General features: G+C 41.6%; 18 protein-coding genes. 13 read left to right on the top strand and 5 right to left on the bottom strand.

Going from position 1 to position 22888, the window contains the following annotated elements; all coding sequences use genetic code 11:
• Positions 1-35 precede the first annotated feature (35 nt).
• Positions 36-611, top strand: a complete 576-nt coding sequence (locus M595_RS15225) for a DciA family protein (protein ID WP_023067200.1) — start codon at positions 36-38, stop codon at positions 609-611.
• Positions 612-1075: 464 nt separating this feature from the next.
• The gene (locus M595_RS31560) at positions 1076-1303 is read left to right on the top strand and encodes a hypothetical protein (protein ID WP_023067206.1); all 228 of its coding nucleotides are present in this window, start codon (positions 1076-1078) and stop codon (positions 1301-1303) included.
• Between the two features lie 232 nt (positions 1304-1535).
• On the opposite strand, the gene menB is transcribed toward M595_RS31560, so the two are convergent.
• The gene (gene menB, locus M595_RS15220; RefSeq protein WP_023067195.1) at positions 1536-2369 is read right to left on the bottom strand and encodes a 1,4-dihydroxy-2-naphthoyl-CoA synthase; all 834 of its coding nucleotides are present in this window, start codon (positions 2367-2369) and stop codon (positions 1536-1538) included.
• 124 nt (positions 2370-2493) lie between these two features.
• Positions 2494-3516 (bottom strand): phosphoribosylformylglycinamidine cyclo-ligase, encoded by a 1023-nt coding sequence (purM, locus tag M595_RS15215; protein ID WP_023067199.1) that lies wholly within the window; start codon positions 3514-3516, stop codon positions 2494-2496.
• Positions 3517-3918: 402 nt separating this feature from the next.
• Between purM and M595_RS32745 the strand changes: the two genes are divergently transcribed.
• The 6 genes from M595_RS32745 (at position 3919) to M595_RS15185 (ending at position 10084) form a co-directional block, all read left to right on the top strand.
• On the top strand, positions 3919-4980 hold the full coding sequence (locus M595_RS32745) for a septal ring lytic transglycosylase RlpA family protein (protein WP_023067228.1): 1062 nt from the start codon (positions 3919-3921) through the stop codon (positions 4978-4980).
• A gap of 114 nt (positions 4981-5094) precedes the next feature.
• A complete protein-coding gene (locus M595_RS15205) occupies positions 5095-6672 on the top strand; it encodes a bifunctional pantoate--beta-alanine ligase/(d)CMP kinase (protein ID WP_040484169.1) in 1578 nt (525 codons plus the stop codon).
• A 219-nt stretch (positions 6673-6891) separates the two neighbouring features.
• Positions 6892-8031 (top strand): polysaccharide deacetylase family protein, encoded by a 1140-nt coding sequence (locus M595_RS15200; RefSeq protein ID WP_023067219.1) that lies wholly within the window; start codon positions 6892-6894, stop codon positions 8029-8031.
• Between the two features lie 69 nt (positions 8032-8100).
• Positions 8101-8601 (top strand): molybdenum cofactor biosynthesis protein MoaE, encoded by a 501-nt coding sequence (locus M595_RS15195; RefSeq protein ID WP_023067188.1) that lies wholly within the window; start codon positions 8101-8103, stop codon positions 8599-8601.
• A 76-nt stretch (positions 8602-8677) separates the two neighbouring features.
• Positions 8678-9337, top strand: coding sequence for a sigma-70 family RNA polymerase sigma factor (locus tag M595_RS15190; RefSeq protein WP_040484168.1), 660 nt, complete (start codon positions 8678-8680; stop codon positions 9335-9337).
• A gap of 171 nt (positions 9338-9508) precedes the next feature.
• On the top strand, positions 9509-10084 hold the full coding sequence (locus M595_RS15185; RefSeq protein ID WP_023067185.1) for an anti-sigma factor family protein: 576 nt from the start codon (positions 9509-9511) through the stop codon (positions 10082-10084).
• A 29-nt stretch (positions 10085-10113) separates the two neighbouring features.
• Here M595_RS15185 and M595_RS15180 read toward each other — a convergent pair whose 3' ends face one another.
• Complete coding sequence (locus tag M595_RS15180) at positions 10114-10551, bottom strand: gamma-glutamylcyclotransferase family protein (protein WP_023067179.1); 438 nt, start codon at positions 10549-10551, stop codon at positions 10114-10116.
• A gap of 199 nt (positions 10552-10750) precedes the next feature.
• Here M595_RS15180 and M595_RS15175 point away from each other — a divergent pair, with 199 nt between their 5' ends.
• Together M595_RS15175 and M595_RS15170 are read left to right on the top strand one after the other, a co-directional pair.
• The gene (locus M595_RS15175; RefSeq protein WP_040484167.1) at positions 10751-11344 is read left to right on the top strand and encodes a VOC family protein; all 594 of its coding nucleotides are present in this window, start codon (positions 10751-10753) and stop codon (positions 11342-11344) included.
• 412 nt (positions 11345-11756) lie between these two features.
• The gene (locus M595_RS15170) at positions 11757-17699 is read left to right on the top strand and encodes a trifunctional serine/threonine-protein kinase/ATP-binding protein/sensor histidine kinase (RefSeq protein ID WP_023067174.1); all 5943 of its coding nucleotides are present in this window, start codon (positions 11757-11759) and stop codon (positions 17697-17699) included.
• 10 nt (positions 17700-17709) lie between these two features.
• Here M595_RS15170 and M595_RS15165 read toward each other — a convergent pair whose 3' ends face one another.
• On the bottom strand, positions 17710-18987 hold the full coding sequence (locus tag M595_RS15165) for a bifunctional sterol desaturase/short chain dehydrogenase (RefSeq protein WP_040484166.1): 1278 nt from the start codon (positions 18985-18987) through the stop codon (positions 17710-17712).
• 205 nt (positions 18988-19192) lie between these two features.
• On the opposite strand from M595_RS15165, the gene M595_RS15160 reads away from it, so the two are divergent.
• Positions 19193-19588, top strand: coding sequence for a hypothetical protein (locus M595_RS15160; RefSeq protein ID WP_238987082.1), 396 nt, complete (start codon positions 19193-19195; stop codon positions 19586-19588).
• 139 nt (positions 19589-19727) lie between these two features.
• Here M595_RS15160 and M595_RS15155 read toward each other — a convergent pair whose 3' ends face one another.
• Positions 19728-20306: a peptidoglycan-binding domain-containing protein gene (locus M595_RS15155; RefSeq protein ID WP_238987081.1), complete on the bottom strand. Its 579-nt coding sequence runs from the start codon at positions 20304-20306 to the stop codon at positions 19728-19730.
• Between the two features lie 335 nt (positions 20307-20641).
• Here M595_RS15155 and M595_RS15150 point away from each other — a divergent pair, with 335 nt between their 5' ends.
• Together M595_RS15150 and M595_RS15145 are read left to right on the top strand one after the other, a co-directional pair.
• Positions 20642-21940 (top strand): FGGY-family carbohydrate kinase, encoded by a 1299-nt coding sequence (locus M595_RS15150; RefSeq protein ID WP_023067225.1) that lies wholly within the window; start codon positions 20642-20644, stop codon positions 21938-21940.
• A 353-nt stretch (positions 21941-22293) separates the two neighbouring features.
• Positions 22294-22836, top strand: a complete 543-nt coding sequence (locus M595_RS15145) for a hypothetical protein (RefSeq protein ID WP_023067227.1) — start codon at positions 22294-22296, stop codon at positions 22834-22836.
• Positions 22837-22888 lie beyond the last annotated feature (52 nt).

Below are 22888 nucleotides of genomic sequence, written 5' to 3'. Positions count from 1 at the left end.
TTCAGCGTTTAGTTTCTTTATACCAAATACCCATAATGTTTCAATCGCTAAATCAGATTTTAGATTGTTTACAAGTTCAGCTTTTAACTCCCGAACAGCAGCAGCTTCAATTGATTCTTGATCTCTGGGCTACTGTGGTCGGTCAACGGGCGATCGCTCACACTCGGCCGATTTCTGTCAGTCGGGGAGTTTTGAGGGTTGCGACTTCGAGTGCCACGTGGTCACAGCAGCTCACCTTTGGGCGATCGCAAATACTTCGACGGTTAAATCAAAGACTTTCTAATCCTTTGAATGATATCAAGTTTTCTACCGCTCTGTGGCACAGTCAATCCCATTATTCAACATCAGATGATCATTTAGGTGACGAGTCCCAACACCATCCCAGTTCCGTGACAAATATTCCCCCGGCTTCGACTTCGACACCCTCAACTGAGGGTTCCTCTGCTGCGGTTACGCCTCAGACGGCTTTTCAAAATTGGGCAGAAGTGATTCAACGACGATCGCAATCTTTACCTCAATGCCCCTGTTGTCATTGTCCAACCCCGACCGGAGAATTGCAGCGTTGGTCTGTTTGTGCAATGTGTTTTAGTCAACAACGCCTTCATCCCTAGTTGGGGATTGATTGGACATCAGTCTGAGGTTTTTTGGATCGTCCTCGGGGAAACAACCATTACCGAAATGAGTCTGACTTTCTACCTGAGAGAGTGTCTGATCCCCGGATTGATATCTGTCCCCGGACTGAGATTTTATCTGTCCTATTTGACCATTTCTTCTATCCAAAGCCAGATGTACAAACCTCTTTTTAGGGTCTGATCTGTCTTTTATCTTGTGTTGTTTTGCTTGATCCCGACTAATTTTACATTGTTTTTATGTCAATCTGCCTTTATTTACAGTTCTCAATACTTTAGAGTTTAATTGTATCTGTTCATAAACCAAATCTTAAATAAATATAAAATTCAGTTGTGACGTGGGGATCGCTCAAACTGAGACAGAATAATGATTGATCGATGATTAATATAGGTGGCTCGATCTAGGAGAATAAAGAGTATCAAATGGACTCACACAGGAGAACCTCATGCAAGCCCCACACACTTTGACCTCATACTGTCGCTGCTGCCAACATTACACACCAGAAGGCCGAAGAGGTGGACATTGTAGCCAGCTTCATGCTCCCGTTAAAGGCAGTTGGAAAACTTGTCACTTAGCGATGCTGGCATTTTCGCCTTGGGAAGAAGCCCAAAAAATGGTTATTTTACCCCAGACGACTGAAGCTGTAACCGAAACTGTTCCCGTTGCGGTTTAGTCTCCGAAGTGAAGCCCGTCGCGAATTAAATCATTCTTTTTTACAAACCCACTGATCACTAAAAAGTAACTATCAGTCTCAATTGAGAAGCAGAAGTTCTTAACAGGTTTGAGTTGCAATCAAGTTCTACTTTAAGAAAACAAATTTGTCACCCTCTAAGGTCATTTACTCTCAATTTTCACCCATTCAAACATTTTCTGCTAAGAACTTCTGTTTTTAATCTTTTTTAATTCTAAGGAAGCCAAGGATATTGACGGAAATTCGGCTTTCGTTTTTCCAAAAATGCTTGTTTTCCTTCTGCACCCTGTTCGGTCATGTAATACAGCAATGTGGCATTTCCCGCCAGTTCTTGTAACCCGGCTTGACCATCACAATCAGCATTAAATGCCGCTTTTAAACAGCGAATTGCAATCGGACTTTTCTCTAAAATTTCGGTCGCCCATTGAACCCCTTCAGCTTCTAACTGTTCAACGGGAACCACACAATTAACCAACCCCATTTCCAAAGCTTGTTCCGCCGTATATTGACGACAGAGAAACCAAATTTCTCTCGCTTTTTTCTGACCGACAATTCGCGCTAAATAACTCGCACCAAACCCCCCATCAAAACTCCCAACTTTCGGCCCGGTTTGTCCAAAAATTGCATTATCTGCCGCAATTGTGAGGTCACAAACTAAATGTAAAACATGACCCCCACCAATCGCATAACCTGCCACTAAAGCAATCACAACTTTCGGCATAGACCGAATTAATCGTTGTAGATCTAACACATTTAAACGAGGAATTCCAGCATTATCAATATATCCTGCTTCTCCCCGCACACTTTGATCTCCACCGGAACAAAACGCATATTTACCATCCGTATGTGGCCCCGCTCCAGTCAGCAAAATTACCCCAATGCGAGTATCTTCACGAGCATCACTAAACGCATTGTAAAGTTGATTCACCGTTTCCGGACGAAAAGCATTTCGTTTGTGAGGACGATTAATGGTAATTTTAGCAATTCCATCTGCTTTGTGATACAAAATATCTTCGTAGGTTTTCGCCGTTTGCCATTCTATAGACATTGTTTAAATTGTAGTAATTAAAAACTGTAATCAATTTCCAGGATAAGAGTAGAGTGTGAACGTTTGACTTCCCGCTTAAGATTCAAAAAGTAACTCTAAATCAGTCTGTCTCAATTCTCCTCTCTTAAGAGATCACTAAATCTCCTGAACCGCTGATAACTTCACCGATTTGATAGGCTGAAATTTGGCAGGATTCAAACCATTTAATCGTTGTTTGTGCTTGCTCGGATGGCACAATCACTACATAACCAATGCCCATATTAAAGGTTTCCCACATTGCTGTTTCATTCACCTTTCCGGTTTGAGCAATCCACTCAAAAATCGGTAAATTTGGCCAGCTATTTGGATAGATCTGAATCGATTGATCTTTGCCTAAACAACGGGGTAAATTCTCAGGTAAACCGCCTCCGGTAATATGTGCCATGCCATGAATGTCTAACTCGGATTTTAAAGCCGTTAAAACAGGTTTAACGTAAATTTGAGTCGGGGTTAAACAAACTTCTCCTAAAGATTGACCTGCAAATTCCGGCGGACATTCAGACCAACTTAGTTGGCGATCGCTGACGATTTTCCGCACTAAACTAAATCCATTACTATGAACCCCACTGCTGGCGAGTCCAATGGCTACATCCCCCAGTTTCACCTGAGAAGAATTGAGAATCTGGCTTTTTTCGACAATTCCGACACAAAATCCAGCGAGATCGTATTCTCCAACCGGATAAAATCCCGGCATTTCTGCGGTTTCTCCCCCAATTAAGGCACATCCGGCTTGTTTACAGCCGCCCGCAATTCCTTCGACGACTTGGGCGAGTTGTTCAGGGTTGAGTTTTCCTGTCGCCAGATAGTCTAGAAAAAAGAGGGGTTCGGCGCCGCAGGTGAGAACATCGTTGACGCACATGGCCACGAGATCAATACCAACGGTTTGATGATGGTTGAGTTGGGTGGCGAGTTTGAGTTTGGTTCCCACGCCATCGGTTCCCGAGACTAATACTGGATGTTTGTAGCCGGGAGGAATTTCAAAGCAACCGCCAAAACCCCCTAAACCTCCCAGTACCTCTGGTCTATAAGTTGATTGACATGAGTCGCGTATACGGTCTACGAAGTCTCGACCTGCGGCTACATCGACACCTGCTTCTCGATAATCCATATGTCTATTTACCCGTTGTCTGCTTTGATGTTCTCAACTGTTTAGATTACCAAGTTTAGGGATCGGACATCTGGTCTGAATGATTGATTTTTACGTCTATCTACGGATTTTGAGGTCAATTTCTATCTATCAGAAAATTTTATCAGTCCAAAATCAGGTAAGTAAAAATTCTTAGGATGCTTATCTAAAGGGAAGTTTAAGCTACACTACACCGTTTAGTTTGATTCCCCAAGTAAAAAGTGACCACTGATACTGATTCCGATTATTCAAAGTTCGTGTTAGTGTGTTGCAGTTGCTTTTGCAAAAGTGAATACGTTCCGAGTATGAGTTGATCTCCAAAGTTGACTCATTTAGGGATAACCCTGAAAACTCGACTCAAAGGTTATTTTTGTTAATTGGCATATGAAGCACAAACTTTTAAGTGGTTTAACCGCGATGATGTTGGCATCAAGTTGTAGCGTCTCCTTATCGAGTCACGCCGAACAATCCCCACCATTATCGCCAGAGGTAGAAACATCTACACTCACGGAGACTCAAACCTCTGTTGGAGAAACCACGAAACAAGAAACAGGCAGCACAGCCGTCAAAGTCGGGGAATATCAGTCGAATTCAGGCAGTGATAGAGAAAGCGCGATGATTGCGACTATCGAAGCCCATCAGTGGAATAATCGCCAAGCGGCAACCCTCTATGTGCGAAATATTCCGGTTCTGACCTTTGTTGAGAAAACAGATCCGGTCAAAGAAGCAAATCAAGGTAATCTCGTAAAAATTGGGACCGTCTCAGAATCTTCGCGATCGCTCTCAAAGCCGAGTTCTGACGGCCAGTTTCAAGACAATCAAGATCCCGTTTCCCGAGCTAGCGAAGTTGCTGCTAAACTCAATCAACTAAACCGCTACGAAGTTGATGCTAACAGCATCAGTGTACGCTGGAACCAAGAGCAACAAAACTACACGATAGAAATCGAAGGTCAAACCCTCGTTGTCATTGATTCTGAAACGATTCTGCCCGACACAACCCAAGATCTCGCTGAAGACGCCTTACAAGCAACGAACCGACTCCGGCGACAAATGGGCTATGCAGCACCTCTCCGCAAAATCGAAGGCAAATCCCCTTTGAATAATCAATTGAATGACGCTAAAAATGCGTTTAATCGTCGTGTGTTGGAAGCCGTTGAAGGTTTAGCATCCTGGTATGGGCCTGGTTTTCACGGTCGATTAACAGCCAACGGAGAACGATTTAACCAATATGAACTCACCGCAGCCCATCGTTCCTTACCATTTGGGACAACAGTACGAGTCACCAATACATATAATGGTCGTTCTGTAGTCGTGCGGATTAATGATCGCGGGCCATTTTCTGGAGGTCGGATTATTGATTTATCAGTAGCCGCAGCCCAAGAGATCGGGATGATTAGCAGTGGTGTTGCTCAAGTTAAAGTTGAAGTTCTCGCCACTCAACAGTAAACAGGTTCGGGAGAAAGGGAGAGAGAAAAAAAGTTTCCCTTTTCCCTTTTCCCTGAAAAAACGGTTCACTGATCACTGTAAACTGTTGACTGTAAAGACTGTTCACGGTAGATCATGCGCCTGTTTACGACAATTGCAGCAGTCCGCTGCGACCTGAACTTCCATCGTTCAAAGACCCCACAGGCTACCATCGGATTTGTCCCCACGATGGGCAGTCTACACCCCGGTCACTTGAGTTTGATTGAGCGGGCTAGATCTGAAAATGCAATTGTGGTGGTGAGTATTTTTGTCAATCCGCTTCAGTTTGGGCCGCAAGAGGATTTGAAACAGTATCCTCGTTCTGTGGATCACGATTTATCGCTTTGTGAACAGGCGGGGGTTGATATTGTGTTTATGCCCAGTGTAGAGAAAATTTTAGGGATCTCCCAACAAGATCACGATCAGCAAGACAAAACGGAAGTAGACAGTCCGCCCCAAACCCGTGTTGTTCCCCCCTTGAATATGATGTCTGTTTTATGTGGCCCTGCTCGGCCGGGTCACTTTCCAGGGGTGACGACGATTGTGGCAAAGTTGTTTAATATTATTGAACCGACACGCGCCTATTTCGGGCGCAAAGATGCTCAACAGTTAGCCATTATTCGACGCATGGTTAGAGATCTCAACTGGCCGATTGAAATTGTGGCTTGTCCGATTGTTCGAGAGGCTTCAGGACTCGCTTATAGTTCTCGCAATCAATATTTGACCCCTCAACAGCAAACCACCGCAACGGTACTCTATCGCGCTCTCCGTAAAGGGAAGCAAGTTTTTTTAGAGGGAAATTGTCATCAGTCGGCTATACTCTCGGCGGTTCAAACTGAACTGGCTACCACACCCGAGGTTGAGTTGGAATATTTACAGCTTGTTGATCCAGATACAATGACACCGTTAACAGAAGTTCGGGAGGTAGGACTGTTGGCTATAGCAGCCCGTGTGAATACAACACGTTTGATTGATAATCTGATTTTACGCAACCGTAAACCAATTGTGGCGATTGATGGGCCAGCCGGAGCGGGGAAATCAACGGTAACGCGCCAAGTTGCTCAACAATTGAATTTGTTGTTCTTGGATACGGGGGCGATGTATCGGGCGGTGACTTGGTTGGTATTGGAAAGTGGAATTGAGATGTCGGACGAACCTGCTGTTGCGGAGTTGGTTCATCAATGTCAGATTGAATTGATTCCTCAACAAGACCAGCTTGGTGTTTGTATTAATGGTCGGGATGTGACGGCTGAAATTCGTTCGACTCAAGTGACGGCAAATGTTTCGGCGATTGCGGCTCAATCTGTGGTGCGCGAGTCGTTAGTAAAGCAGCAACAAGCTTATGGTCGGACTGGGGGCGTGGTGGCAGAAGGACGGGATATTGGGACTTCTGTTTTTCCGGATGCGGAACTGAAGATTTTTCTGACGGCTTCGGTGAAAGAACGATCTCAGCGTCGGCAACTTGAACTCCAACAGCAAGGCCTCGAAGATATTAGTCTCGAACAGATAGAACAGGAAATTGCTCAACGAGATTATAAAGATAGCACTCGCTCTATTGCTCCTCTACGAAAAGCCGCAGATGCAATTGAAGTTCAAACCGACGGCTTGACCATAGAACAGGTCACAGAGGAAATTATTCGTCTCTATCACCAGAAAATTACTCAACTAACATAAAATTTTGACAGATTCACCCAAATTTGCCCTAATATCTTAGAGAAGTGATTTGCTTCTGCTGGCGTAACCCTCTAAGGACAGAATTTTAATGCTTGACATTTTAACCAATATATTATATTAATGCAAATTCACTTTTCCGGAGTGTATCAGGGTCAATCTGAGTTTTTAATCAAGGTATCATCCTTGAAGTTAAGTTTTTAGGTGTGAAGGAGAAATAGTGTGGTACAAAACCCGAGTTTAAGTCGCCAGCAACAGCAACAGCAACGGATCACTCGTTTTGCATTGATTTCGGCTGTGGGAAGTTTTATGATCGGCGTAATGTTGCCTTGGAATCTGCGTACAACTCGTCAAGTTCAGGTGCAGATGGCACCTCAGTCCTCACCTGAAATAGTTACGCCTAGTCTAGAATCCCCTCAAAAACCAGAGGAAAACTCCGCTCAAGAAGCGCCTGTCTCCCCTGTTTCCGAACAATCTTCTGATCCGTTATCCGAGAGTCCCAATCAGCAGGAACGTCAAGAGTCTAGCTTACCTCGGGGATCATCAACTCCAATTAATCCGAGAGAATTACCCAGTGTTGGACAAGCGATGACTCAACGGGTTGAGGGTGTACAAACCGCAATTAGTCGGCTCAAGGCTCAACGATTTGACAATACTATACCTGATCGTTTCAAAGGAAAAACAATTAAATATGTCGATCTTAATACCGATGAAAAAGTGATCGCGTTGACCTTTGATGATGGTCCCTGGCCAAAAACAACAGAACAAATTTTAGATATTCTCAAAGAAAACAATATTAAAGCGACGTTTTTTTGGGTCGGTCAAGCTTTAAACAATTACAAAGAGATTGGCAAAAAAGTTGCAGCCGATGGTCATGTCGTTGCTAATCATACTTGGAATCATCGTTATCACAAACATAGTCGCTCTGCTGCTGCTAAAGAAATTGAAGAGACAGCAGATTTGATTGAAGAATTAGTCGGTATTAATACGACTATTTTTCGTCCACCGGGTGGAGTAGAAGATAACGGTTTAGTCGATTATGCTTTCTCCCGAGACTACGTGAATATTATGTGGTCATCTGATTCTAAAGACTGGAGAAGTTCAGCTTCTAGTATTAAGAGTAATGTTCTCGGTTCGATCAAACCGGGTCGCATTGTGTTGTTGCATGATGGCGGGGGAAATCGTTCACACACGGTAAAAGCGTTACCCGATATTATTGCTGAACTCAAAGAAAAAGGCTATCGGTTTGTGACTATCCCGGAATTATTGGAAATCGCGGATCAAGAGATCGCTAAACAAGAAAGTCAAGTACAACAACACTCAAGTTTAGATCTCAACTCAGAGGGGGAAGCCAGGGAATAAATCATCAGTTATTGTGGCAATAGACTATTTGTGTAAAAACAGATAGATAGATGTTCAACGATAGCAGTGATGTTTAATTCTAGCCTGACCATTCAAGCTTCTTCTCAATTGATCTCATCCCCCGATCATTTTGCGATTACCCTAGCCCCTCTGTCCATCGAAGAAATCTACGCATTAGTAGATGAACCCGCTAATGGTGCAGTGGTGGTTATGAGTGGAATGGTTCGCAACAATACCGAGGGTCAAGCGGTAGAAGCTCTAGAATATCAGGCTTACCAACCGATGGCAATACGAGTGTTTGAGGGGATAGCGGCTGAAATTCGCCACAACTGGCCCCAAGTGAGTCAGGTTGCGATTCATCATCGTATCGGGCGCTTACGAGTTGGGGAAATTAGTGTATTGGTAGCCGTCGGTTGTCCCCATCGTCGTGAAGCGTTTGAAGCTTGTCAATATGCGATTGATACCCTCAAACACAATGCTCCGATTTGGAAAAAAGAGCATTGGGTAGATGGATCGAGTAGTTGGGTGAGTATTGGGGCTTGTCAGACTGACTGTGAACCTGAACCCTGAATCAAAATTTTTGGAACATTCGGAACTGGGTAGACGTCTAGTGAAAGGGAATGTTTGATGAGCCAAGTTCCATAATATGAGCGAAACTATATCTATATCCTGGTCTGCGGCTGAGGTGACCGTTCTTCAAGAAGTGCTATTGCCCCCTGATAAGCTCTCCAACTATGACTTAATCTTGCGATGTCAGGAAGGAGTACAGCCTGATCGAGCAGCTTTTACTGAACTTTTGCGTCGGTATCAAGTTCATGTCGATAAGGTATTGTACCATTTGGCTCCTGATTGGCAAGATCGTTCTGATTTGGCTCAAGAAATTTGGATTCGCGTTTATCGCAATATCAAACGCCTACAAGAACCCGCTAAATTTCGGGGCTGGTTGAGTCGAATTGCAACCAACCTATTTTACGATGAACTCCGCAAGCGTAAACGGGTTAAACCCCCTCTGTCGCTTGATGCACCTCGTTGTATTGATGATGGTGAAGTCGAGTGGGAAATTCCGGCCGAACTTCCAGGCCCTGATGATGATCTCAGTACGCGAGAATTTTATGATTGTCTCAATGAGGCGATCGCTGATTTACCGGAAGTCTTTCGCACAACGATTGTTTTGCGAGAAATTGAAGGTCTAGCTTACGAAGAAATTGCTGAAATTACAGGGGTTTCTCTCGGAACTGTGAAATCTAGAATTGCTCGGGCGCGTCAACGGCTACAAAGTCAGTTACAACCTTATCTAAATAGTTAGGAAAACCTGTGAATCTCAGGTGGTCAGAATTTGAGACTGATACACTATTTAATAACAGTGTTAAAACCAGAAATGCATCTCTAAAGCGCGTTTCTCCCCCATTTTCACAAACAACAGATTCATCCAATGATTTGAATTGCATTCACCTAAAGTTTACGGGGAGGTGTTACTATGAAGCCTAATTTTGAGTCTAATAACCATCAGGAAATAAACTCTAACTCAGCATTTAATACGGAAGAACAAATGCAACATCCGTCAGACGGTGATCTGAGCGATTATCATTATGAACTGCTCAGTTCCTATATTGATGGTGAGGCGAACCCAAAAGAACGCCGCCAAGTCGAACAATGGTTAGCGACTGATCCTCAAGTGAAAAGTTGCTATCAGCAATTACTCCAGCTTAGTTCTCAGTGGCAGAGTCTACCTGTACCCACGGCTCAACAAACGGCGACTGCGGACCTTGCTGAAGCGGTTTTTGAAAAAGTTGATCGTCGCACGACTTATCGTCGGGTTGCTTGGGGGGGAACAGCAATTGCGGCTTTGTTTGTGGCGACAATTTCTAGTGTAACGTTCGGTAATTTTTCTCGCATTCCCCAGTTTGCTTCTCGACCAAGTTCTGATCCTGAACCCCTCAAAATTGCCCTGAATGAACCGATTATTCCCATTGTTCGCTCCGATGCAGCAAGTATAACGGTCAATCAACCGATTATTGAGATTCCAAAGCCGCTAATTTCTAACCCTCAATAAAAGTCGGGAAGTTTAGAGGTCTTCTCAGTCTATCTTCCCTTTGAGCTTCTTCTGTTTTGGATTTGAGAACTCCAATTTCCACCCGGAAGATAAACGCCTTGATACTGTTGAATTTTAGCTGGATTCATCCGATAAACCCACGCTACTTCTAAGGGGTGTTTGTCGGGTGTATAGGTTTGAATTTCTTGGCGTTGGTATTCGTTTTGTTCGGGAGGACGATGGGGTTGATAGTCTTCTAAACAGTCTAAATCCTCAAAAATCGAGGGATCTGGGAATGAGAGAACCACACCCGAAACCCAACAGATTCCCTCCGTCATCCCTGGATAGCCTAACGATAAATTGAAAAGTTTGCCCTCAGCGATCGCCAGACGTTCCTGAACCACTCGACGGGCGCAATAGCGTTGATAATTGCATTCACCTGGTTTGAGTGTACCATAGACAAAAATGTGAATTAGATTCTCTGACATTCACTCCAATCTCAATCCTGATTGTTCTTTAAAAGCCTGATTATTAACATATTTATAAATATTTGTCAATAGTTTAAACAAGAAAGCCTGTCGGGGAGTGTTTGGATAACTTTTTGTTAACATTAGAACTAGCCTAACATTTAGGCTTCAGTTTCAGTCCCGACCCTACTGTTAAGTCTAGTTTATTTTTGTATCATTCATGCTAGCCATTCGTCTCATTGATTTTTCGCTGCCCCATTTACCCTTGAGTGCTTTTTTCCCCGCACTTGACAGTATTTTATCCACTCAAGGCGTGATGGTCATGCTGCTTGCGGCCTATGCAGGTGCCATGTGGATGTTTCTCACCAGTGCGCCAAAAGTACATACAATCATGGTGAGCGATCTCAACGTTGCTCGGCAATTCTATGAGGGTTTGCTCGATTTGCCCGTTGCCGATGTTCCTCTGCATTATTATTACAACTATGAACAAACTTTAGGAGCAACAGGAATCGATCCCCTGTATATGTCTACCACAGTTGGCGGTTCTGCCAGCAATCCGTCTGATCTCGGTGCTTCTGAAGGTTTATGGTATCAACTGATGAAAAATACTCAGTTACATATCATTAGCGGTGCAAGCTACGGGACAAAGAATCGTGATCGTCATGTTTGCTTTGATCATGACTGTTTAGAGCAAATTTTAATGCGAGTACAAACACGCGGACTCAAGTTTAAAATTCGTAGTGAAAGACCCCTTAATTTTTTGGTGAAAGATTTAGAGGGACGTGTACTAGAAATGTCTGAAGTCAAGAATTAGAACAAAAACTTAACAAACGTTTAATCAAAAAATAGCAAACAGGGAAAGCCAATTAGAAGCAATTGCTCACTGATTGGCTTATTCGTTACTTTGCGCCAAAACTTCACAAAAAATATACATTGATTGATGTTAACATTTATTAATATAGCGATCAGAAGTGAGTAAGTTCTGTGATTGCTATCAATAGAAACTTTTTTAGAGTTGAAAAATTAGAGAAAGTATAATTGACTTAATAGTCCCTAATTTTAGGATTGGGGATGAAGAATATTAACATTAGTTAACAGTATTTAGGAGAAGGAACGGAATTTATTATTACTTTATCTAAAGAAACTTAAAGAAAAGTTAACATTTTCCCCTCCATTCAAACCTCTTAAAAAAATACTGACTAATTAAGGTTTCAACCCGGATCACCATGAATAACTCAACTCAAAACAGTCACGCAAAGACAACAATTCAAATTCCTGGCTATCAGATCGCAGAAACTATTTATTCAGGTAGTCGCACAATCGTGTATCGGGCGATTCGGAATATCGATCAATTACCTGTAGTCATTAAACTGCTGAAAAATCCCTATCCCAGTTTTAACGAACTGGTACAATTTCGTAATCAATATACCATTGCCAAAAATCTCCATTCACCCCTGATTATCAAAACCTATAGCCTAGAATCCTATAAAAATAGTTATGTATTGGTGATGGAAGACTTTGGAGGAGTTTCCTTAAAAGAATGGGAACTTGGGGGAAAGTTAACATCGCTACAAGACTTTTTAAAAATAGCAATTTCCCTTTGTGATGCCCTAGAAATTTTGTATCGGGAGCGAATAATTCATAAAGATATTAAACCCGCTAATATTCTTATTCAACCTGAAACCTTACAAATAAAGTTGATTGACTTTAGCATTTCTTCTCAATTACCTAAAGAAATCCCAGAAATCGATAATCCAAATGTATTAGAAGGAACACTGGCTTATATTTCTCCTGAACAAACTGGGAGAATGAATCGAGGAATTGATTATCGGACAGATTTTTATTCTTTGGGTGTAACTTTCTATGAATTACTCATAGGAGAATTGCCATTTGAATCAAATGACCCAATGGAATTAGTACATTGTCATCTAGCAAAAATATTACCTTTAGTACATGAAATTAATTCAGAAATTCCACCTGTACTATCAAAGATAGTCAGTAAATTAATGGCTAAAAATACTGAAGATCGCTATCAAAGTGCATTAGGGTTAAAATACGATCTAGAAAAATGTTTAACTCAACTTCAAGAAACAGGTGAGATAAAAGACTTTGAAATTGGGCAACGGGATATCAGTGATCGCTTCCTTATTCCCGACAAATTGTACGGACGAGAAACCGAAGTCAAAACCCTTCTAGAAGCTTTTGAAAGAGTCAGTAATCCCCCCCGAGGTAAGGGAGGAGGTTCGGAAATGATGCTAGTAGCTGGTTTTTCCGGGATTGGCAAAACGGCAGTTGTTAACGAAGTTCATAAACCCATTGTCAGACAACGGGGTTATTTTATTAAAGGCAAATTCGATCAATTTCAACGGAATATTCCTTTCAGTGCATTTGTGCAAGCCTTCCGAGATTTAATGAGGCAATTATTAACAGAAAAAGATGCTAAAATTCAGCAATGGAAAAATAAAATATTAGAGGCTGTTGGGGAAAACGGACAAGTAATTATTGAAGTCATTCCTGAACTAGAAAAAATCATTGGTGAACAACCACCTGCCATAGAATTATCAGGCACGGCGGCAGAAAATCGCTTTAACTTATTATTTAAAAAATTTACTCAAGTCTTTACCAGTGCAGAACATCCATTAGTCATGTTTTTAGATGATTTACAATGGGCAGACTCAGCATCATTGAAATTAATCCAATTATTAATGGCTAATACTAAGCATCTTTTATTGATTGGTGCCTACCGTGATAATGAAGTCAGTCCAGCACATCCATTAATATTGGCTTTGAGTGAAATTCAAAAAACAGCAGCAACAATTAATACAATCACTTTAGCATCACTAAGTCAAATTCAAATCAATCAGTTAGTCGCTGACACACTTAAATGTAGAGAAAATTTAGCCTTACCCCTTTCACAATTGGTCTTTCAGAAAACTCAAGGAAATCCATTTTTTGCGACTCAATTTCTGAAAGTATTATATCAAGAAAGTTTGATTAAATTTGATTGGGAGTTGGGCTGTTGGCAATGCGATATTGCCCAAGTAAATCAACAAGCACTAACAGATGATGTCGTAGAATTTATGGCATTGCAGCTAGAGAAATTACCATCTTTCACCCAAAATATTCTCAAGTTAGCAGCTTGTATTGGGAATCAGTTTGATTTAACAACTCTAGCAATAATTTCGGAACAATCAGAAATAGAAACTGCGGCTTGTTTATGGAATGCTTTGCAAGAAGAATTAATTTTACCTCAAAATGTAGTTTATAAGTTTTATGTTGGTGAAATTAATCAAGCAGTTCTGCCAAAAAAATCTGAGATTGTTGGTTATAAATTCCTTCACGATCGCGTTCAACAAGCCGCTTATTCTTTAATTCCCACTGATGAGAAACAAGCCGTTCATCTGAAGATCGGTCAATTACTCCGAAATAATACACCAGAAACTCACCTCGAAGAACGTATTTTTGAAATCGTTAGTCAACTCAATATTGCAGTTGAATTAATTACCCAGTTTACAGACCGTCAGGAACTTGCAGAGTTTAATCTAATAGCAAGCTGCAAAGCAAAAGTCGCCACTGCATATCTCGCGGCAATGAAGTATGCCCAGGTGGGTATTGATTTACTAGCCGAAAACTGTTGGCAAAGTCAGTATAAATTGACCCTAGCACTGCATCAAGTTGCCACAGAAACTGCTTATTTAGCAGGCGATTTAGAACAAATGGAAACTTTAGCCCATAAAGTTCTTAAGTATGCTCAAACCCCATCCGATCGGGTTAGGATTTATGAAGTGAAGATTTCGGCATTAACTGCTCGAGGTCAGTTTTCTGAGGCGATCGCAGCAACACTCACCGTCTTAAAGCAATTGGGGGTAGAACTACCTGCAACACCAAGCCAAGAAGAGGTGGAGACTGCCTTTCAAACCGTCTCCGATACCATTGCAGGGCGTTTACCACAGGAATTACTCAACTTACCAGAAGCAACAGATGTAAATATTCTAGCTGCCTCTCGTATTTTGACATCCGCTGCACCCGTCGCTTATCTCTATGAACCCCAATTGTATTTATTGGTGGTTTTAAAAAAAGTTTATCTATCTGTTGTTTATGGTAATCAGTTAACCTCCCCCTTTGCTTATGCTTCTTATGGCGTATTAATGTGTGCTGCGATCGGAAACTTTGAATTAGGGTATGAATTTGGTCAGTTAGCCATTGAGCTGCTATCACATCAACAAAATTCAGAATTCAAAGGGAAAACGTTATCAATGGTCTACGTCTACACAAGACATTGGAAAATGCACCTGCGCGATACATTAAACCCCTTAAAAATTGCCTATTCTAGTTGTTTAGATGTGGGCGAACTGGCTTTTGCTGGCTACTCTGCATATAACTACGGTTTATATTCCTATTTCGCCGGAGAGAACTTAACTCACTTAGAGTCGGAAATGGCTGGATATTGTGAAGCACTTAAACACCTCAAACAAACTCTCACCCTAACTTATAGTCGATTAGTTCGACAAATTATGCTCAATTTAATTGGGGATACGGAAACTAAGAATGTGACGATATTCAGCGGTGCAGTTTACAACGAACAGCATCAACTTTCATTACAGGAAGCGGCAGGCGATCGCACCGGATTAGCATTGCTGTGGATTAATAAACTGGTTATTTCCTATCTATTTTCCGATTTTGAAGGAGCTATAAGACAGGGTGGAGAAGCAAAACAATATTTAGATGCTGTCCTGGGTTTTTTATATGTACCCATTTTTTATTTCTATGAATCTCTAACATACTTGGCGGTGTTTAAAACACGCTCTGACCTCGAACAGCAGCAGATGAGTGAAAGCATCCTTGCCAACCAGGAAAAACTAAAAGACTGGGCAACTTATGCGCCGATGAATTTTCAGCATAAATTTGACTTGGTTGCAGCAGAAAAATGTCGAGTTTTTGGCAATAAAATAGAAGCAATAGAATATTACGATCGCGCTATTCAACTCGCTAAAGAAAATGGCTATATCCAGGAAGAAGCGTTAGCCAACGAACTCGCAGCCAAGTTTTACCTCGACTGGGGCAAAGAAAAAGTGGCTGCTGGATATATGCAGGAAGCCTACTACTGTTACGTCCGTTGGGGTGCAAAAACCAAAACTGACGACTTAGAAAAACGCTACCCTCAACTACTCCAACCCATCCTGCAACAACAACTATTTAACTTCAACCCAAAAGAAACTCTTGCCTTGTATGCAACTTCCTTGTCCACTCGCACCAACAGCACAAGCAGCACCAATATTTCCGATGTTCTAGATTTCACCAGCGTACTCAAAGCCGCTCAAGCTATCTCCAGTTCTTTGGAATTAGATACACTCATTGCTAGCCTGAATCGTATTATCTTAGAAAACTCGGGAGCGAAAAAAGCTGTATTCATTCTTCCCCAAGAACAGACTTGGCAAGTGAAAGCAATGACCTTAATTACTCAAGGAAAAATACAAACTATTTTCGCTCAAGAATTACTAGATAATTATCAAGATATTCCCTTGAATATTATCCATTATGTCAAAAATACTCAACAAACAGTTGTCATAGATAATTGCCAAACAGATACTCCGGGTTTAATTGGGGAATATATGCTCTCTCATCAACCCCAGAGCGTTTTGTGTACCCCAATTATTAATCAAGGAAATTTGGTGGGGATTATTTACCTAGAAAATCAACTGGTGAGTGGGGTATTTACTCGCGATCGCCTGCGGGTTTTAAATTTCCTCTGCGCTCAAGCCGCAATTTCTCTGGAAAATGCTCGTCTCTATCAACAATCCCAGAAGTATGCCCAACAGCTAGAGCAATCGCTTAGTCAACTGCAAGTTGCGTTGCGGGAACGCCAGCAAGCCCAAACTGCTCTAGCCAAAGAACGAGAATTTTTAAATGCGATTATTCACAATATTACTGATGGCATTGTTGTTTGTGATGCTAGTGGGAAGTTGACCTTATTTAACAAAGCAACCCGTGAGTTTCATGGCTTACCTATTGAATCATTACCACCCGAACAATGGGCAGAATACTTCGATCTCTATCAACCTGATGGTAAAACACCTCTATCAACCACAGAAATCCCTTTGTTTCGTGCCTTGCAAGGGGAAATCGTCGAAAATGCCGAAATGGTAATTGCACCAAAGCAGGGTTCTCAGAGAATTTTGTTAGCAAGTGGACAAGCAATCTTCGATCCTTCGGGAAACAAAGTTGGCGCCGTTGTTGTGATGCGAGATATTACCGATCGCAAAAAAGCAGAACTTGCCTTGGAGCAAAAATCACAAGCGTTGGAACAAGCGTTAAACGATTTACAACAAGCCCAATTACAACTTATTCAAAGCGAAAAAATGTCGGCTTTGGGGAATTTAGTGTCCGGAGTAGCCCATGAAATTAATAACCCCGTTGGTTTTATTTCGGGCAATGTGAGCGAAGCGATCGCCGCCGTCCAAGACCTCACAGAATTTATCGCGCTCTATCAAGAAAAATACCCGAATCCTGGGGATGAGATTGCCGAAAAAGCCGAAGAATTAGAAATTGAATATCTTTTAGAAGACTTGCCCAAAATGTTAGCATCAATGCAGGTGGGGTGCGAGCGCATCAAAGGAATTAGTACCAGTCTCAGAACATTCTCTCGTGCAGATAAAGATTACAAAATACCATTTAACATCCATGAAGGCATTGATAGCACCCTGTTAATTCTTAAACATCGGCTCAAAGCCAACCAACAACGCCCGGGAATAGAAGTAATTACCAACTACGGGAACTTACCTCAAGTACAATGTTTTCCAGGGCAACTCAATCAAGTCTTTATGAATATTCTGGCTAATGCCATTGATGCCTTAGATGAATCAAATATTGGTCTAAGTTTTGCTGAGATTCAAGCCAATTCTAACCGCATTACCATTCAAACCTCATTAGAAAATCAAAGCGTAAAAATTATCATAGCTGATAATGGTAAGGGGATGAGTGAAGAAGTCAAAGAAAAGATTTTTGAGCATTTATTTACAACCAAAGCTGTAGGGAAAGGAACGGGATTAGGGTTGGCGATCGCACAGTCTATTATTGTCGAAAAGCATCAGGGATCGATTGAGGTGAAATCAAATTTGGGAAAAGGAACTGAGTTTGTTATTCGGGTTCCACGACCAACTCAGAGTTAAATCGTCGTGATTAATTAAATTTAGAAAATGTCTCGGAAGAAGATACTTCTTTCCGTAAAAATGTCGGGATAGATTTGTGAGTAAAGAGTTTGAAGTACAGAGAAACAAAAAACTCTTTAACTGGAAAAGCAATAAAAGTAATTGGGTTAATCGTTACAATAATTGTTCTCATATCTGAACAAGCTTGTTTGACAATTTGTTTGGCAACCCAGTCCGGTGACATCACACCAATCGGATTCAAATTACTTTTAAACGGCCCTAAAATTAATTTCCGAATTACACAGGGCGCATCTAAACGTCTGAGGGTAATTAAATCTCCTAAAGTTCGTTTACTGAGTTCGTATAACGGACTCAATGCCGGACTGACTTCGGCTTCGCTGGTATTGACCCAAATTTCTTTGCGAGCAATATCTGTGTTTGTTTCTACGGTTGACAGAAATAATTCGAGTAACCGCCAACTTGAAAACGCATTGATTTCATAAGAGTTTGTGATTGCTTGGGGTGTGCGTTCTCCATGAACATTAATGCCATGATTTAAAATCAGAATATCAACTTTTTTCAATAACTGAGTGAGTTGATCTTCTTCACCGACTTTCCAGGTGATGGTTTTGACGGGATATTCTTCTCCATTGAGATGAATACTAACGGTTTGATCTCCAGACGTGAGGGCGATAACTTTTGCTTCGGCTTGATGAAGTTGTAATAAAAGCGCTCGTCCTAGAGTTCCAGATGCGCCTGTAACTGCGATTGTTTTACCTTTGAGAGAAAGTGCTGTTCCCATCAGTTTATCGACGAAGGTGAGCGTACCACAAAAATAAGCGTTTTGATTGTCAAAATGATGCCGCCAGTGATAAGGACGGTTAACAAACCAGTGAGAGGGCGGTTGATAAAATTCGCCGGGAAGATGAGTAATATCTGTGAGTTGATCGACTTTGGGAATACCGAGTCCTCGGGCAATTGCGGGAAGTAAAAACGAAAGCGTATACACACAACCAATTAGGGCAAACCATTGATGTTCAGGGGCAAAAGAATGGGCGATGATTCCAAAGATTAAGCTAAATGTTAACATGGCGATCGCTTCGGGGACATCGTGATACCAGTTTCCCTGACGATAAATTTGATCGCTAACTACGCTAAAGTCTTGACGAAAGACTCGATGATGCCAGACGTGCCAGCGATACAACGGTGGCCAAACGTGGGAAAGGACATGGTAAAGATCTCGAACGAGTTCAACTCCGAGTACGGCACCCAGCCCCCAGGCGATATGTTGAATCCAAATATTAATCATAATTTGATCATCTGTTCATTTTTCTCATTTTTTGTCGGTCTGTTCAGTCTGCTTCTGTGTAGATATTACGATGCTGTTTCGGCTGAAATCGCCATCAATTCAATGATTCTAAACCTACATTGGCTGTTTGCAACTCTTGAGTTAACGGCAGAAGCCAACCGATAAAAATTAATATTGTACTCATTTCAACATAAATTTTGATAATATGTTACATAACGATGAAAAATTCTCATACAGCTATTCGGAGTATTACATGGCAGGACTATTTGGTTTATTTGGTAAAAAGTCTGAAAATACTGAATCTGGTGCATTCTACCTCGGCTCAGACGATGCCCAAAGTTTGGGTGACGTAGAGTTCATGCGTAAACAACAGCAGGTGAAGAAAAGCTTCCCGAAAATGGCAGGTGGAAAGCCTGTTAATATCCCTGACTCTGTGGCTAAAGCTGCTATGGAGATGTCCAAGCCGGCTTCTAATGGTTCTTCGGCATCCTCCTTTTCCTCTTCCTCTTCATCTTCTTTTTCAACTCCAACAACAGAGCGGCGTCGCCCGGATACTAACCTCGACGAGTTCCGTAAAATGGCTCGGGACATGAAAAAGTAGTTCCCGTTAAACGTTTTTGAGAACTTATTTTAACTGAAAATAACCTGCATGGCTATTAAGCGATTATCTACCTAATAGTTATGCAGGTTGATTTATAGGAAATTGTTAAGAGTTGAACTCTTTAAAAATATCCTACTAATTAATATAAACCCATTGCATGGAGGGTTTTCGGGCCAGCAATACCATCATCGTGTAAGCCATAGTCACACTGGAAGGCTTTAACCGCGTGTTTGGTGATTTTACCGTAGTAGCCCGTAGAGTTAGCATGGAAGTAGCCATACTTAGCTAACTTATCTTGTAGCTTGACCACTGTGTAGCCGCTAGAACCATGACTTAAGCCAGAGCTGTGAGACTTCTTGTGGTAGCTAGCTTTTTTGTAATGGTGCTTACTGTAGTCGGACTTGTGAGAGCTAGACTTGTAGCAGGAGCTACCATAGCACTTTAAGCCCATAGCAGAAGCTGTACTCGGGCCAACTACACCATCAGCGTGTAAACCGTAGTCCCGTTGGAAGGCTTTAACCGCGTGCTTGGTGACTTTACCATAATAGCCAGTCGCTTTATAGCTAAAGTAGCCATAATATGCCAGCTTGTGCTGAACATCTTTAACGTCAGAACCATAATCACCATAGTATAGTGCGGCTTGAGCAGGCTTACCTGCACTTAAAATAGCTGCACCAATTGCAACAGAGACAATGGGTAATAAGCAAGCGCCTGACATTTGGTTCCAGTTCATACCCCGGAATAGAACCAAGCTGCCATCAACATTAGACTGACGGGGAGATTCAAAAGCGGAGACTAAATGATTATAAGCGAGTGTATCCATAAAACCCTCTACAAGCTCCTTAAAGCATTTCCTCAGTGGTTGATCCTTTAGGATTTCCCCTGTATCTTTTACTTTATAACTATAAATTCACTGAAAGTCTAGAGCAAATAGACCTGAATTGTATACTTTTTATCAAAAGTTAATAAAAGCTCAAAATGAAGATATTGATTTGTAAACTTTTCATTGTACTATAAAATCGCAAATTGACAATATTTTTAGGTTGAATTAGCATGAACTTTTATATCGGGATTGATTTCGGAACTTCAGGCGCACGACTGGCCATCCTCGATCAAAAGGGTGATATTCATCAAGAGGTTGAATCTCGATTTCAAGGGACTTCTTCCCCTAATCAATGGCCTATTATTTGGCAAACGGCTTTATTTGATTTAATTGTTCAAATTCCTGTAGAACTTCGTCGTCAAACAAGCGCGATCGCGATTGATGGTACATCAGGAACCACGCTGTTGTGCGATCAACAGGGAAAACCGATTACATCCCCTTTGCTTTACAACGACGGACGAGGGGTAGAAATGATCGAAAAAATCAAAGCGATCGCCCCGGCAAATCATCTCGTTCTCAGTGCAACCTCTAGTTTAGCAAAACTGCTGTGGTGGCAACATCATCACAATGAATTAAACATCCCTTCTCAGCCCATTTATTTCCTACATCAAGCGGACTGGTTAGGGTTTTTGCTGCATGGAAAACTGGGTATTAGCGACTATCATAACACGCTGAAACTTGGCTACGACATCACTCATTTATGTTACCCAAGTTGGTTGACAAATGCAATTAATCATGAGTCAAATCCACTGAAGTTACAATTACCCAAAGTCATTACACCGGGAACCCCAATCAGTCCCATTACCTCAGAAATTGCAGAACAATTAGATTTACCGAAACAATGTGTTGTCTGTGCGGGAACCACCGATAGTATAGCCGCTTTTCTCGCCAGTGGTGCAACTTCTCCGGGTGAAGCGGTGACATCCTTGGGTTCAACTGTGGTGTTGAAGCTTCTCAGCCATACCCCTGTTAATGATGCTCGCTACGGGGTTTACAGCCATCGCCTCGGGAACTTGTGGCTGACTGGCGGTGCATCCAACACGGGAGGGGCGGTGTTGCGAGCGTTCTTTAGCGATAGGGAATTAAAAACGCTCAGTCAACAAATTAATCCCAATATTAACAGTCCCCTAGATTATTATCCCTTATTAAAAAAAGGCGATCGCTTTCCGATTAATGATCTTGAACTTCCGCCCCGTCTTGAACCTCGTCCGGATAATTCAGTAGAATTTTTACACGGTTTACTCGAAAGTATTGCTCGAATTGAAGCGACAGGTTATCAACGGTTGCAAGAGTTAGGCGCGACACCTCTGACTCACGTTTATACAGCCGGAGGAGGGGCAAAAAATACCGTTTGGACAACAATTCGAGAACGTTATCTCAAAGTACCAATGGTTCAGCCGAGACATACAGCCGCCACCTATGGTGTCGCTCGATTAGCGATGCAAAGTCTTGAAAAAAGTCAGGTGTAGGAAGTTCAGAGGTTTAGTGTACAAAAATAATTGTCATTCTGAATAAGTATGAAGAATCTTCTAGATTTTGATTTCGTTCAGGGTGACACTTAAATAGAGATCAAAACAGACTGTTACTCAAAAATGTAACAAACTTTAGGCACGTTTCAGGAACAATTCGTCCGGAATAGAGAGATAGAAAAGAGAAGTATATAAATTCAATAGCTTGGGTGTTGGAGAGGAGAGTCCAATCTGATTTTTAGCGAATAACTCACTTCACTCAAATAAGCGACTGTTCATAGATAAACGCAAACGTTAGATTATAAATAACAGTTCAGTTAACCCTTAAGCGATTGATATAGGAGGAATTTCCAATGCAGTCTACCTCAGTTGAAAAGCACACCGAACCGAAAAAATCAACTCAGTCTTCTACTCCTATCCTTCATTTAGAAAAAACCTTTCCAAATCAGAATATTAGTAATAATTTAGTCAATAAAAAAGAGAAATTGGTTAAGGAAGTTATTACTTATAAAGCTGAAAAAGCACAAGAGTTGACCAGGGCAAAACGGTTAAATCGTTGGTCGATTGGAATCGCACTGGTATTAACCGCAGCAACGACTATTTGTGGTTCTTCCCAGGAGGAGAAAATACAAGGATTAGTAGCACCTTTAGGAACTTTAGCCGTAACTATAAATGGTTGGATTGCTTCTGTTCCAATGAGTAAGAAAGTTTCTCTCTATGAACGAGTTTTAGTAAAGGCGGATAATTTACGCAGCGATCTTGAATTTGAGGTAGAAGCTGAAGATGATCTCGAAGAAATTCGGGAGAATTTCAAATCTCTAAAAGTCGAATTAATTCAAGAAAATCCTAACGAACAGCCAAAACTACAGTCTGCTAGATCTGGTCTTAAAAGTTAAAAAATTCGCTCATAAAGACTATCCAACTCTAATGTCGCTCAAACAAGGGACT

The sequence above is a fragment of the Lyngbya aestuarii BL J genome (assembly GCF_000478195.2).
In the GTDB taxonomy this organism is placed as follows: domain Bacteria; phylum Cyanobacteriota; class Cyanobacteriia; order Cyanobacteriales; family Microcoleaceae; genus Capilliphycus; species Capilliphycus aestuarii.
The sequence above is the reverse complement of the archived record's forward strand: the minus strand, read 5'-3'. Positions and strand labels throughout refer to the sequence as shown.

What these genes read in the sequence shown, in the direction of transcription:
- M595_RS15225 (WP_023067200.1), top strand. Translation starts at nt 36, where the DNA reads ATGTTTCAATCGCTAAATCAGATTTTAGATTGTTTACAAGTTCAGCTT.
- M595_RS31560 (WP_023067206.1), top strand. Translation starts at nt 1,076, where the DNA reads ATGCAAGCCCCACACACTTTGACCTCATACTGTCGCTGCTGCCAACAT.
- menB (WP_023067195.1), bottom strand. Translation starts at nt 2,369, where the DNA reads ATGTCTATAGAATGGCAAACGGCGAAAACCTACGAAGATATTTTGTAT.
- purM (WP_023067199.1), bottom strand. Translation starts at nt 3,516, where the DNA reads ATGGATTATCGAGAAGCAGGTGTCGATGTAGCCGCAGGTCGAGACTTC.
- M595_RS32745 (WP_023067228.1), top strand. Translation starts at nt 3,919, where the DNA reads ATGAAGCACAAACTTTTAAGTGGTTTAACCGCGATGATGTTGGCATCA.
- M595_RS15205 (WP_040484169.1), top strand. Translation starts at nt 5,095, where the DNA reads ATGCGCCTGTTTACGACAATTGCAGCAGTCCGCTGCGACCTGAACTTC.
- M595_RS15195 (WP_023067188.1), top strand. Translation starts at nt 8,101, where the DNA reads ATGTTTAATTCTAGCCTGACCATTCAAGCTTCTTCTCAATTGATCTCA.
- M595_RS15190 (WP_040484168.1), top strand. Translation starts at nt 8,678, where the DNA reads ATGAGCGAAACTATATCTATATCCTGGTCTGCGGCTGAGGTGACCGTT.
- M595_RS15185 (WP_023067185.1), top strand. Translation starts at nt 9,509, where the DNA reads ATGAAGCCTAATTTTGAGTCTAATAACCATCAGGAAATAAACTCTAAC.
- M595_RS15180 (WP_023067179.1), bottom strand. Translation starts at nt 10,551, where the DNA reads ATGTCAGAGAATCTAATTCACATTTTTGTCTATGGTACACTCAAACCA.
- M595_RS15175 (WP_040484167.1), top strand. Translation starts at nt 10,751, where the DNA reads ATGCTAGCCATTCGTCTCATTGATTTTTCGCTGCCCCATTTACCCTTG.
- M595_RS15170 (WP_023067174.1), top strand. Translation starts at nt 11,757, where the DNA reads ATGAATAACTCAACTCAAAACAGTCACGCAAAGACAACAATTCAAATT.
- M595_RS15165 (WP_040484166.1), bottom strand. Translation starts at nt 18,987, where the DNA reads ATGATTAATATTTGGATTCAACATATCGCCTGGGGGCTGGGTGCCGTA.
- M595_RS15160 (WP_238987082.1), top strand. Translation starts at nt 19,193, where the DNA reads ATGTTACATAACGATGAAAAATTCTCATACAGCTATTCGGAGTATTAC.
- M595_RS15155 (WP_238987081.1), bottom strand. Translation starts at nt 20,306, where the DNA reads ATGTCAGGCGCTTGCTTATTACCCATTGTCTCTGTTGCAATTGGTGCA.
- M595_RS15150 (WP_023067225.1), top strand. Translation starts at nt 20,642, where the DNA reads ATGAACTTTTATATCGGGATTGATTTCGGAACTTCAGGCGCACGACTG.
- M595_RS15145 (WP_023067227.1), top strand. Translation starts at nt 22,294, where the DNA reads ATGCAGTCTACCTCAGTTGAAAAGCACACCGAACCGAAAAAATCAACT.